At 67.5% G+C, this 12354-nt stretch carries 13 protein-coding genes and 1 tRNA gene; 5 read left to right on the top strand and 9 right to left on the bottom strand.

Annotated elements, in window-relative coordinates; genetic code table 11:
- Window positions 1–55: 55 nt before the first annotated feature.
- The 6 genes from ccoP to B0684_RS03180 form a co-directional block, all read right to left on the bottom strand.
- On the bottom strand, window positions 56–985 hold the full coding sequence (gene ccoP / locus B0684_RS03205) for a cytochrome-c oxidase, cbb3-type subunit III (protein WP_018168908.1): 930 nt from the start codon (window positions 983–985) through the stop codon (window positions 56–58).
- The gene (locus B0684_RS03200) at window positions 982–1200 is read right to left on the bottom strand and encodes a cbb3-type cytochrome oxidase subunit 3 (protein ID WP_018145085.1); all 219 of its coding nucleotides are present in this window, start codon (window positions 1198–1200) and stop codon (window positions 982–984) included. The genes ccoP and B0684_RS03200 overlap by 4 nt, the downstream gene beginning before the upstream one ends.
- Before the next feature lie 18 nt (window positions 1201–1218).
- Window positions 1219–1953, bottom strand: a complete 735-nt coding sequence (ccoO, locus tag B0684_RS03195; protein WP_018168907.1) for a cytochrome-c oxidase, cbb3-type subunit II — start codon at window positions 1951–1953, stop codon at window positions 1219–1221.
- A gap of 19 nt (window positions 1954–1972) precedes the next feature.
- Complete coding sequence (ccoN, locus tag B0684_RS03190) at window positions 1973–3457, bottom strand: cytochrome-c oxidase, cbb3-type subunit I (protein WP_018168906.1); 1485 nt, start codon at window positions 3455–3457, stop codon at window positions 1973–1975.
- A 204-nt stretch (window positions 3458–3661) separates the two neighbouring features.
- Window positions 3662–4534: a malonyl-ACP O-methyltransferase BioC gene (gene bioC, locus B0684_RS03185; RefSeq protein ID WP_018168905.1), complete on the bottom strand. Its 873-nt coding sequence runs from the start codon at window positions 4532–4534 to the stop codon at window positions 3662–3664.
- Complete coding sequence (locus B0684_RS03180) at window positions 4531–5355, bottom strand: alpha/beta fold hydrolase (RefSeq protein ID WP_018168904.1); 825 nt, start codon at window positions 5353–5355, stop codon at window positions 4531–4533. Before B0684_RS03180 ends, bioC begins: the two co-directional genes overlap by 4 nt.
- Window positions 5356–5402: 47 nt before the next feature.
- On the opposite strand from B0684_RS03180, the gene plsY reads away from it, so the two are divergent.
- Entirely contained in the window at window positions 5403–6020 is a 618-nt protein-coding gene (gene plsY, locus B0684_RS03175) for a glycerol-3-phosphate 1-O-acyltransferase PlsY (RefSeq protein WP_018168903.1), read from the top strand.
- A gap of 45 nt (window positions 6021–6065) precedes the next feature.
- Here plsY and tsaD read toward each other — a convergent pair whose 3' ends face one another.
- Entirely contained in the window at window positions 6066–7088 is a 1023-nt protein-coding gene (gene tsaD, locus B0684_RS03170; protein WP_018168902.1) for a tRNA (adenosine(37)-N6)-threonylcarbamoyltransferase complex transferase subunit TsaD, read from the bottom strand.
- A 76-nt stretch (window positions 7089–7164) separates the two neighbouring features.
- Entirely contained in the window at window positions 7165–8364 is a 1200-nt protein-coding gene (locus B0684_RS03165; RefSeq protein ID WP_077276960.1) for a class I SAM-dependent methyltransferase, read from the bottom strand.
- Window positions 8365–8446: 82 nt separating this feature from the next.
- Here B0684_RS03165 and B0684_RS03160 point away from each other — a divergent pair, with 82 nt between their 5' ends.
- From B0684_RS03160 to B0684_RS03150, 3 genes are all read left to right on the top strand, one after another.
- Entirely contained in the window at window positions 8447–9169 is a 723-nt protein-coding gene (locus B0684_RS03160) for a pteridine reductase (protein ID WP_026312998.1), read from the top strand.
- Between the two features lie 64 nt (window positions 9170–9233).
- Window positions 9234–9494, top strand: coding sequence for a ubiquinone biosynthesis accessory factor UbiK (gene ubiK, locus B0684_RS03155; protein WP_018145076.1), 261 nt, complete (start codon window positions 9234–9236; stop codon window positions 9492–9494).
- Window positions 9495–9553: 59 nt separating this feature from the next.
- Window positions 9554–11059, top strand: coding sequence for a YifB family Mg chelatase-like AAA ATPase (locus tag B0684_RS03150; RefSeq protein WP_018649613.1), 1506 nt, complete (start codon window positions 9554–9556; stop codon window positions 11057–11059).
- Between the two features lie 72 nt (window positions 11060–11131).
- On the opposite strand, the gene B0684_RS03145 is transcribed toward B0684_RS03150, so the two are convergent.
- Window positions 11132–12010 (bottom strand): c-type cytochrome, encoded by an 879-nt coding sequence (locus tag B0684_RS03145; RefSeq protein ID WP_018649612.1) that lies wholly within the window; start codon window positions 12008–12010, stop codon window positions 11132–11134.
- A 183-nt stretch (window positions 12011–12193) separates the two neighbouring features.
- On the opposite strand from B0684_RS03145, the gene B0684_RS03140 reads away from it, so the two are divergent.
- Window positions 12194–12270, top strand: a tRNA-Arg gene (locus B0684_RS03140).
- Window positions 12271–12354 lie beyond the last annotated feature (84 nt).

Below are 12354 nucleotides of genomic sequence, written 5' to 3'. Positions count from 1 at the left end.
TTATCGCGGCGAGCGCCCGGCCCCGGGGCTCACCATACGGTCAACAGTTTCGCGCTTACTGCCCGCCACCCAACGAATGCACGTAGGCCGTCAGCATCTTGATCTCCGCATCGGACAGACGATCCCCGAACGCAGGCATCTCGCGCTGGGCGCCGTTGCGAATGAAGTTCGCCACCAGACGCTGACGCTCGCTGTCGCTTTCCGCACCGCGCACGTCCACCAGACCCCAGAGATCATTGGTCAGGTTGGGCGCGCCCTGGGAGGCCAGGCCCTGGGCATCCATGGCGTGGCACTGGAAGCAGCCGCCGTCCGTACCGGTGAAAATGCGTTCGCCGGCGTCCGCTTCTTCTTGGTCGACGCTGTAGTCGTTGAGCGACAGCACGTACGCTGCGACCTGATTCAGCTGGTCGCCGTCGAGGGTGTCGCGGTAGCCCGGCATGTAGCCCAGGCGACCCTGGTGCAGGGTTTCCTCGATCTGCTCCACGGTGCCACCCCACTTCCAGTGGTCGTTGCGCAGGTTCGGGTACTGCCCGACCACGCCGGCACCGCCAACCTGATGGCAGGCGGCACACCAGGTGCCGAAGGAACCCTGGGCGTAGGCGTTGACGAAGCTCATGCTCTCGGCGTCCTGCAGGATGGTTTCGTAATCCTGGGCCGCGACTTGGTCAAGCATCTCGCGCTGACGCACCGCGTAGGTGCCGGTCTGCATGTCCTTGGCCAGCAGCGCACGGGTGTTCCAGTGCATCGTCCGCTCTTCGCCACCCTGCTCGAAGGTGATGGTGTTGAAGCCCTTGGTAAAGCTGTCACCGATCGGCCAGGCCGGGTAGATCAGCCAGTACACCACGGCAAACACGATCGTGGCGTAGAAACCCCACAGCCACCAGCGCGGGAGCGGGTTGTTGTATTCCTGGAGGTTCCCGTCCCAGACGTGCCCAGTGGTCTCGACCTGGTTCGGGTCCTTTTCGCGGTTGTCCTGTGTGCTCATTGCTCGTCACTCTTGGTTTTGTCACGCCGGGCCACGGGCTCCCGATGTGAATCATCGTCATCCAGAGGAATATAGCGATACGTCTCGAACTTCCGGGCCCGCTGACGGTTGGCAAACAGGAAGATCACGACCCCGATAAAGGTACCCATGAAGAGCAACAGGGCGACCATCTTGCTGTTGCCCATGTCCGTGATCCATTCCCACAGTCCCATCATGTTCGCGCCCGCTCCTCCTTACCGGAACTCGGCAAAGTGTCCGTCGTCGTATTCGCTGAAGTCGACCATGGTCCCGAGCACTTGGAGATAGGCGACCATTGCGTCCATCTCGGTGACCGTCCCGGGGTTGCCGTCGAAGTTCCCCGCCTGGGCCTGGCGAACCAGGTTGTCCTCGGCGTCACGGATGTCGAACATCCGGGCGTGCTCTTCGCCGAACCGCTCGACGTTGGCCTCGTATTCCTCTTCGGTGAGCGAGTACGGCACACCGACCCGCTTCAGCGCGACCATCCGGCGGTCGATATCGGAGTAGTCAAGCGGGGTTTCTGCCAGCCAGGGGTAGCCCGGCATGATCGACTCCGGCACCAGCGACTGCGGATCGATCAGGTGCTGAACCTGCCATTCGTTGGAGTACTTGCCGCCAACTCGGGCGAGGTCCGGACCGGTGCGCTTGGAGCCCCACTGGAACGGATGGTCGTACTGCGACTCGGCCGCCAGCGAGTAGTGGCCGTAGCGCAGCATCTCGTCACGGAACGGACGCACCATCTGCGAGTGGCAGGTGTAGCAGCCCTCGCGAACGAAGATGTCGCGACCACGCTGTTCCAGCGGGGTGTAGGGACGCACGCCGTCCACTTCCTCGATCGTGTCGTCGATGTAGAACAACGGCACGATCTCGACCAGGCCGCCGACGCTGATCACCGCAAGGGTGAGGATGATCAGCAGGCCGGCATTGGTTTCAACGCTTTCATGCTTCATGGATCTATTCTCTCCCTAATCAGGCCGTGCGGGCTTCGGTGGACGCAGCCTGGGCCTCGCGGGCCTCGGCCTTGATGCCCGAGCGAACGGTCATCGCGATGTTGAACGCCATGATCAGCATGCCGGCGAGGAAGAACCCGCCACCAATGGCGCGCACCACGTACGGCTTGTGCAGGAACACCACCGACTCGGTGAAGGTGTAGGCAAGGTTCCCGTACTGATCGAAGGCACGCAGCATCAGACCCTGACCGATACCGGCCACCCACATCGCGGTGATGTACAAGACGATCCCGATGGTCGCCAGGAAGAAGTGCACGTACACCAGCTTCAGGCTGTACAGGTTCACGTTCCACAGGCGCGGCATCAGGTGGTACAGGGAGCCGAAGGTGATCATCGCCACCCAGCCCAGCGCACCGGAATGCACGTGGCCCACGGTCCAGTCGGTGTAGTGCGACAACGCGTTCACGCTCTTCAGCGACATCATCGGACCTTCGAAGGTCGACATGCCATAGAACGCCAGCGCGGTGATCAGGAACAGCATGATCGGGTCGGTGCGCAGCTTATCCCAGGCGCCCGACAGGGTCATGATGCCGTTGATCATGCCACCCCAGGAAGGCAGCAGCAGCAGGATGGAGAAGGTCGCCGCCAGGGTGGAGACCCAGTCCGGCAGGGCGGTCCAGTGCAGGTGGTGCGCGCCCACCCACATGTACAGAAAGACCAGCGCCCAGAAATGGATGATGGACAGCTTGTACGAGTAGATCGGACGCCCGGCCTGCTTCGGCACGAAGTAGTACATCATCCCGAGGAAGGCCGCGGTCAGGAAGAAGCCCACCGCATTATGGCCGTACCACCACTGAGTCATCGCATCCTGCACCCCAGAGAAGATGGAGTAGGAATGCGGGTGGAACAGACCCACCGGCACCTGGATGTTGTTGAAGACGTGCAGCAGCGCGGTCGCCAGGATGAAGGCCATGAAGAACCAGTTCGCCACATAGATGTGCGGCTGGTTCCGGCGCAGCAGGGTCATCAGGAAGACCATGAAGTAAGCCACCCAGACAACCAGGATGATGATGTCGATCTGCCAGTTGAATTCGGCGTACTCGCGGCCCTGGGTGATCCCCATCATGTAGGTGATCACGCCAAGGATCAGTGCCAGGTTCCACCCGTAGAAGGTGAAGCTCGCCATGGAATCACTCCACAGGCGGGTCTGACAGGTCCGCTGAACCACGTAATACGAGGTGGCGAACAGCGCGTTACCCCCGAACCCGAAGATCACGGCCGTGGTATGGACCGGACGGAAACGCCCGAAGGTGATCTGCGCGATATCGAAATTCAGGAACGGGAACGCCAGTTGCGAGGCGATCCAGACGCCGGCGGCCATCCCGAACACGCCCCAGAGGACGGCGGCAATGGCAAACCGCTTGATAATCGCGTAGTTGTACTGCTCGGAAGTCGCGACTGACGCTGCGGGTGCGGCACCCGCCGTAGTGGCTGCTTGTGACATGACTTTTCCACCTTGCTGCGGGGAACACGGATGTCCCGATGGTTCGGGGGCGTGAACTCTACCCCATTCCGGGCCCACAAAAAACCAATACCGCCTGTGTCACTCGGATATTGAGTGCGATTGGCGGAACTTTTGACCGCTTCGATAATACATCGGTCATACACCTCCAGGCGAGAGGGCGCCGGGCCGATTCGTTGATCTGGATCAACGAATCGGCTGGACCGGGATCACCCGCCCCGCCGGGCGCGATGGCGGCGGGGCATCCGGCACCCAGGCATGGCCATAGACCACCTCCCAGGTTGCCGGAAGGCGACCCTCCACGCCGAAGTCGCGCGCGTAGGCCTCGGCCACCGCAACCAGGCGGCGCGGACCGAACAGTCCGGGCGACCGGCCCGACAGGGCATTGCGCACCCCAACCCCGCGCAGGTCACGAATCAACCCGGTCAGATCCGGGTAGGTCAGGGTCAGGGCCTCCTGGTCCATCACCGGATCGGCAAACCCGGCGCGCACCAGGGCATCGCCAATGTCGTGCATATCCATGAAGGCGTTCACATGCGTCCCCGCCCCACCGTCCACCGTCGCGAAGGCGGCCCGCAGCTCACGCAGGGTGTCAGGACCGAAGGTGGTGAACATCCACAGCCCGCCCGGGCGCAGGATACGCCGCACCTCCATGAAGGCCTGATCCAGGCTGGCGCACCACTGCAGGGCGGAACTGGAAACCGCCAGGTCGAAGGATTGCTCCGCCAGCGGCAGCGCCTCGAGATCGCCGCAGACCACCTGCGGCCGGCGCAGCCAGCGCCCGCGGCGGCGCGCCCGCGCGACCATCTCCGGGGCGAAATCGACCCCGGCCAGGCGGGCTTTGCGGTAGCGGCGGCTCAAGTGGTCCAGGGCCTCGCCGATGCCGCAGCCGAGATCCACAACCTGTTCCGGCTGCATGCGAACCCAGTCCAGCCGCCCCAGCATTCGCTCCTGCACCTCGCGCTGCAGGACTGCGTGCTCCTCGTAGGTGGAGGCCGCCCGCGCGAAGGCCTCGCGGACCCGCGCCTTGTCGAGATCGAAACTGTCGGGTCGGCTCATGCGGATTTCCCTGCGCTGCACTGATTCAAGAACTCGACGACCAAACCGGCCAAGGATTGCGGGCGCGCGAACCACTCCGCGTGGCCGCCCACGCCGCGGACGACCCGACTGGCGGGTCGCAGCCTGTGCAGGTCGTCCGCCACGGCGGCCGGCACCAGCGCATCGCCGGCCTCCAGCCAGGCCGCCGCCGGCACCTCCAGGCCCGCCCAGACGGACCGAAGATCCGCCGCCTCCAGTAGCGCGAGGCCGGCCTCCAGGCCCTCGGGCGAGGCTGGAGCGGCCTGTAACTGCAACACCAGCCGGCGGGCGAGCGAAGCGGCATCCTGGCTGCCACGTGCACAGAGCATCGCCAGGCGGCGCTCCAGCCGCCGGCGACCACCCCCGAGGGCTGCACGAAAATCTTCCAGCTCGGCCGGGGGCAGGGCCGCCGGCCAGTCGTCGGCCTTCGCAAAGCGCGGCGAGGCCCCGATCAGCAGCAGCCCCTGGGGCCCCGACCACTGGCGCGCGGCGGCCAGCGCGACCAGGCCGCCCAGGGACCAGCCCGCCCACACCGGACACTCGACATCCGCTGGCAGCGAAGCGATCAACGCCGCCGCGGTGCGCTCGGCATCCGCCAGCGTCTCGCCATCGCCGGCGGCCCCGTGCCCGGGCAGGTCCGGCGCCAGCACCCGTGTCACACCCGGGAGCGCGGCCCGCAGCGGCGCCCACACCGCGCCAGAGAAGCCCCAGCCATGCAGGAGCACCAGCGTCGGAGCACCGCCCTGCGATTGCGCGGCAGGCACGTCAGCGCCCTGAACGGCGGCCACCGGCTTGCGTATCATGTGCGGTCGAATCCTCTCGCCAATCCGCGCAGGCAGGCTGACCGCTCATGGGCATCACAATCGGCATCATCATCGCGTATCTACTGGGATCGCTTTCCACGGCCATTCTGGTCAGCAAGCTGCTGCGCCTGCCGGACCCGCGCACCACCGGCTCGAAGAACCCCGGCGCCACCAATGTACTGCGCTCGGGCGGCAAGACGGCGGCCATCATCACGCTCATCGGGGATGTCGGCAAGGGCTGGCTGCCGGTGTTCGTCGCCCTGCAACTGGACCTGTTCCCCGGCTGGGCGATCGGCCTGATCGGCCTGGCCGCCTTCCTCGGGCACGTGTTCCCGGTGTTCTACCGCTTTCAGGGCGGCAAGGGCGTGGCCACCGCACTGGGCGTGATGCTCGCCATCAGCCCGCTGGTCGGCGGCCTGGTCCTGCTCACCTGGCTGGTCGTTGCCGCCATCTGGCGCTATTCGTCGCTGGCTGCCCTGGTCGCCGCCGGCATGGCCCCGGTGTACATGGTCCTGCTGGGCATGGACCACTGGATCAGTGCCGCCGTGGCCCTGATGAGCGTGATCCTGTTCATCCGTCACGACAGCAACATCCGCCGCCTGATGCGCGGGGAGGAATCGCGGATCGGCCAGAAGGACAAGGCCCCGGCGGCGCCGAAGGAGTAACCCTTCGGCCTGCGGACGGGTTTACAGCCCCATCCGCAGCCCCCTTCATGCCGCCGCGGGCGGCGCCAGCTCCGCCAGCGGCCAGCGCGCCCGCGCCGCCACCACCGGCGCCCCGGTTTCCGCCACCTGGCCAGCCTGCAGTCGCCGCAGGCCGGCCAGCGCGATCATTGCCCCATTGTCGGTGCAGAATTCGGGCCGCGGGAAATACACTGGCACCCCCTGACGCTGCGCCATGGCCTTGAGCCCGGCGCGCAATGTCGTGTTGGCCGCCACGCCACCGGCGACCACCAGCGCCGGGGCCCCGGTTTGCTCCAGGCCGCGCCGGGTCTTCTCCACCAGGGTGTCGGTCACCGCTTCCTCGAAGGCGCGGGCGACATCCTCCGGCCGGTAGACCTGTTTCTTCAATGCGGTCAGCACCGCGGTCTTCAGACCGGAGAAGCTCATGTCCAGCCCCGGGCGGTCGAGCATCGGGCGCGGCAGGCGCAGGGCGTCCGAGCGCCCCTGCTCGGCCAGACGCGCGAGCGCCGGCCCACCCGGATAGCCCAGCCCCAGCAGCTTGGCGGTCTTGTCGAAGGCCTCGCCCGCGGCATCGTCGATGCTCTCGCCGATCAGGTCGTAGTCGCCCAGGGCACGCGCGTGAATCAGCTGGGTATGCCCGCCGGAGACCTGCAGCACCAGGAACGGGAAATCGAGCCCGGTATCCTCCAGAAACGGCGCCAGCAGGTGGCCCTCCAGGTGATGCACGGCCAGCGCCGGGATGCCCCAGCCCCAGGCCAGGGAGCGCGCCACCGAGGCCCCGGTCAGGAGCGCCCCCAGCAACCCCGGCCCACCGGTGTAGACCACCGCATCCAGGTCGTGGCCGTCCACGCCCGCCTCGTCCAGCACCGCGCGCACCAACGGCAGCAACCGCTGGATATGATCGCGCGAGGCCAGCTCCGGCACCACGCCGCCGTAGACGGCGTGCAGGTCAGTCTGGCTGTACAGCCGGTGCGCAAGCAGGCCCCGGTCCGCGTCGATCAGCGCCACACCCGTCTCGTCGCAGGAAGTCTCGATGCCCAGTACGATCATTGCGCAAGCATGCCGGGTTTCACAGGCCGCACCAAGCAGCCCCTGTGCGTCCGCGCCATTGCGTTGGGGCAAGCGCTCACAGTCGCCCCCGGCGATCCGGGATCCCGTCCAGCGGCAGATGTGCACAATCGCGGCCCAGGGCCATCACCTGAAAACGCTCGCCCATCTCCCCGGGCAGCGTCAGCATGCGCACGGCCTGGGCGGCCTGCATGGTCACACGGGCATCCTCGCCGCTGCCGACGCGGGCCTCGAAACGCCCTGGCAGCCCCACCCCCAGCAGGAATTCGCCCTGCGCGGCATAGGCCAGCACGTCGAGACCCGCGGCGTCCGCCGCCTCTGCAACCCCGGTGAAATCCACGCTCGCGGTCAGATCCATCAGGCCCGGATAAGCCAGCGGGTCCTGGATCATCTGCTGGCGGTAATACCCCACCAGCGTACCCTGGTGACGCTCCGGGGCGTAGTAGGCGCTGCGCGGAAAGCCATAGTCCACGATCACGGCGACGCCCTGCTCCAGGAAGTCGGCCAGCGCGGTCACCCACGCGGCCTGGGCCGGGCGCCATTCGGAGAGGTAGCCCTCGGGCCACGGGCCATGCTCGGCCTGGAGCCGCGCCACCGGCTCGGCGAGGCCGGGCGGGGCCGGGCGCTCGGCCAGGCTCAGGGTGCCGGCGGCATCGGTCGTGATCCCGACCTGCCAGACCCGGCCTTCACGCCAGCGGAAGAGCTCCACCGGCAGGGCATCCAGCACCTCGTTGGCCAGCACCACACCGCGCAACGGGGTCTCGGGCAGGGCATCCAGCCACGCCACCCGGGCGTACTCCGCGGGTTCAAGCGCAGCCTCGAGGTGGGCCTGCTGCCGCGCCCGCAGGTCCGGACTGACCTCGACGATCCAGTAGCGCTCCCACGCCACCCCGAGTTCGCGCAGCGTGGTGATCACATCCCCCGCGAGCCGGCCGCTGCCGGCGCCGAATTCGAGCAGTGTGCCGGTGCCGTTCAGATCGTCCCGCAACACCGGGGCCAGCCAGGTCGCCAGGGTCTCGCCGAACAGGGGCGACAGCTCCGGCGCGGTGACGAAATCGCCCCCCTCGCCCAGCTTGTGCGCCCCGTTCACGTAATAGCCAAGCCCCGGCGCATACAGCGCGGCCTGCATGTAATCGACGAATGGAAGGAACCCGTCGCCGGCGACGACACTCTGTTGCAGGGAGGCGTGCAGACGCCGGGCGATATCGGCGGCCACCGGATCGACCGGGGCGTTTGTGCTAGGTTTCGGCGGCATCATGACGACGAATGGTACCAACCCGGGGGCAGGCGTGGCGCAGGTACAATCCGACAGCATGGACACGACTTCCGGGGAGGCACGGGTGGTGCTGGTCACCGGGGCCGCGCGGCGGGTCGGCGCAACCATCGTGCGCGGGTTGCACGCCGCCGGGTTGCGGGTACTGATCCACTACCGCGGCTCGCGCACGGATGCCGAAGACCTCGTCGCCGAACTGAACGCGGAGCGCCCGGACAGCGCCCACGCCCTGCAGGCCGACCTCCTCGATCTGGAGGCCATCGAACGCCTGGCGCGCGAGGCCGAGGCGGCCTGGGGCCGCCTGGATTTCCTGGTCAACAACGCCTCGACCTTCTACGCCACCGCCGTGGGCGAGATCAGCCAACAGAGCTGGGACGACCTGATCGGGTCCAACCTGAAGGCCCCGACTTTCCTCACCCAGGCCTGCAATCCGGCGTTGCAGCGTCAGCAGGGCGCGGTCGTCAATATCGTCGACATCCATGCGCTGCGCCCGCTAAAGGGCTACCCGGTGTACTCGGCGGCCAAGGCCGGGCTGTGGACCCTGACCCAGGCCTACGCCCGCGAGCTGGGGCCGGACGTGCGGGTCAACGGCGTTGCCCCCGGCGCGATCCTCGCCCCCGAGGAGGCCGAAAACACGGGCACCCACGAGGCAATGATTGAACGCACCGCACTCAAGCGCGAGGGCACCCCGGAGGACATCGCGCGTACCGTGCGCTTCCTGCTGCTGGACGCGCCCTACATCACCGGCCAGGTGATCCCGGTGGACGGCGGCCGGTCGGCATCGCAGTAGCCGCGCCCCCGTCCCGCCGCGCTACACTGGTCCCAACCGAGCATTTGCGCCAGGAGACTGCAGCATGATCGATTCCAAACGCTTCGACGACCTCGCCCGCCGCATCACCGAAAGCCTGCCGGAGTCGGTACGCCACATGCAGGAGGACGTGCAGCGCCAGGTCCGCTCGTCGCTGCAAAGCGGCTTCGAACGCATGGACCTGGTGACGCGCGAGGACTTCGACATCCAGGTGGCCCTGCTGGAACGCACCCGCGAACGCCTGGCGGAGCTGGAGGCGCGGGTCGCCGCGCTGGAAGCCCGCCCAAGCGACGAGACCGGGCAGTAACCACCACCTGAATCCACCCGCCGGGCACGGATGCCGGGCGGCAGAACGGAGGGGCACGGATGCCCGTCACCATCGCCTACGCCCGCGCCATCGACGGCATTCACGCCCCGCTGGTCACCATCGAGACCCACCTGGCCAACGGGCTACCCGCCTTCCAGATCGTCGGCCTGCCCGAGGCGGCGGTGCGCGAGAGCCGTGACCGCGTGCGCGCGGCGATCCAGACCAGCGGCTTCGAATTCCCCCGGCGCCGCATCACCGTCAACCTGGCCCCTGCCGACCTGCCCAAGGACGGCGGCCGCTTCGATCTCGGCATTGCGCTGGGCATCCTGGCCGCCAGCCAGCAGATCCCGGCCGCAGCGCTGGCCCGGCACGAGTTCCTCGGCGAGCTGGGGCTGGACGGCACCTTGCGCCCGGTGGGTGGCACCCTGGCTGCCGGACTTGCGGCAGCCGACGCCGAGCGGGCGCTGGTGGTAAACCCGGAGGATGGGGCGGAGGCGGCCCTCGCCAGCCGCGCCCGGGTTCTCACCGGCTCGCACCTGAGCGCCGTCTGCGCCGCGCTGGCGGGGCGCGAGGCCCTAGTGCCGGCACAACCGCCCGAGCCGTCCGCACCCGCGCACCCCGACCTCGCCGACGTGCGCGGCCAGCACCAGGCGCGCCGGGCCCTGGAGATCGCGGCCGCCGGCGGGCATCACCTGCTGATGGTCGGCCCACCCGGGAGCGGAAAATCCATGCTGGCCGCGCGCATCCCCGGCATCCTGCCGCCAATGGACGAGGCCGAAGCCCTGGAGACCGCGGCCATCCACAGCCTGCGCGGCAGTTCGCACCTGCGCCAGGACTGGCGGGCGCGTCCGTTCCGGTCCCCGCACCACACCGCCTCGGGCGTCGCGCTGGTCGGTGGCGGCAGTACGCCACGCCCCGGCGAGATCTCGCTCGCGCACCAGGGCGTATTGTTCCTCGACGAACTCACCGAATTCAGCCGCTCGGTGCTCGACGTACTGCGCGAACCGCTGGAGAGTGGCGTCATCCACATCTCGCGCGCGGCCCGCCAGGCCGAGTTTCCGGCCCGCTTCCAGCTGGTCGGTGCGATGAACCCCTGCCCACAGGGCTTCGATTGCGACCTCGCCGAACGCTGCGAATGCACCCCGGAGCAGCGGGCCCGCCACCGCAAGCGCCTGTCGGCACCGCTACTCGACCGGATTGACCTGGCCATCGAGGTCCCGCGCATCCCACCCGGGGACCTGGCCGGATCGGCCGACGCATCCGAAGACTCGGCCTCCGTGGCGAAACGCGTCGCGCGGGCCCGCAAGGTGCAGCGCGAGCGCCAGAACGGACTGAACAGCGCACTCGATGGCTCAGCCCTGGACCGGTACGCCGTCCTCGGCACGGCTGACCGGGAGCTGCTGGACAAGGCTGCGGAACGCTTCCGGCTCTCCGCGCGGGCCTACCATCGCATCCTGCGGGTGGCGCGCTCCATTGCCGATCTCAACGACGCCGAGGCGATCGCGACCCAGCACCTGACCGAGGCGCTGAGCTATCGCGCCCTGGACCACTGGCGCACGCAATAGCGACGACCAAAGAAAAACCCCGCCCAGGCGATGCCTGGGCGGGGTTTTGTAGTGCCGTTCCTACGGGGACGATTAGTCTTCGAACGTCGCCACGTAGACGGCCAGGTCGGCGATGTCCTCGTCCGACAGGTTGGCGGCATTCGGCGCCATCAGCGCGGTCTGGTCGCCAACGGTCTCGCCGGCGCGGTAGCGCACCAGCTTGTCGGCAATGTACTCGGCATCACGACCGGCCAGCTTCGGGAACACCGGGGTACCCTGACCCTGGGCACCGTGGCAGGCAACACAGGTGTTGTAACGCGACTGACCGCGCTCCGCATCACCATCTTCAACCGCGATGGCGGCAACCGCTGCGGCCTCTTCTTCGGCCGCCGCTTCGCCAGTCTCGGTAGTGGCGACCGGCTCTTCGCCCCCGGCAGCATCTTCGGCGGCGGTATCGCCATTGCCATTGCCGTTATCGCTGCCTTCGTAGTCGTGATCGACCCCGGCCTCATCCAGCATGTAGGCGACCACGTCGCGCATCTGCTCGTCGCTCAGGCTGGAATCGCCACCGCGCGCCGGCATGGCGCCGATGCCGTTGATCGAGTTGGCGAACAGGGTATCCAGGCCCTTGTCGTTCAGGCGGTTGCTCCACTCGTCGGTGTCGTCCTTGATTGGGGCACCGGACACACCAGCGTCATGGCAGGCCGCGCAGACGTTCGAGTAGAGGTCGCCCGGGCTCAGGTCCGCGGCTTCTTCGGCGCTATCCACCTGGCCGGACACCACCTGACCGATCGGCGCGATGCGCTGGGCGACGCGTTCGTCACTCACGGTGTCGGGCTGGGACACCTGCATGCCGCCAAGCCAGCCGGCCAGGTGCGACACCAGGAAAAGGACCGTACCCAGCAAGGCCAGGGACGCAATAAACAGCAACACCTTGTTCCCGGTGTCCATCTTGATCGGTTGATTTCCCACTTCTCTCCCTCCGAGATCCCGGCCTTGAGCGGCCATGTGGTGTGCTATTCGAAAGCCCTCGCGCATCAAGCGCAAATCGGGCGCAGAGTATAGGGCATCATGCAAACCACGACCACAAACCGAGTGTGGCGGTCAAATATGGCTGGACGCGTCAAAGCTCGCGCCCGTATCATTGCAGATCTTGCGCCCGTAGCTCAGCTGGATAGAGTACTGCCCTCCGAAGGCAGGGGTCGCAGGTTCGAATCCTGCCGGGCGCGCCATCATGACGACGAAGAAGGGCCCATTGTATGGGCTCTTCTTCGTTATGCGGATGGATCCCGGAGCCGGACGCCCCCTTCTCCAGC

It is taken from the genome of Thioalkalivibrio versutus (assembly GCF_001999325.1).
GTDB classification, from domain to species: Bacteria; Pseudomonadota; Gammaproteobacteria; order Ectothiorhodospirales; family Ectothiorhodospiraceae; genus Thioalkalivibrio; species Thioalkalivibrio versutus.
This window is presented reverse-complemented; position numbering and strand designations above follow the sequence as displayed.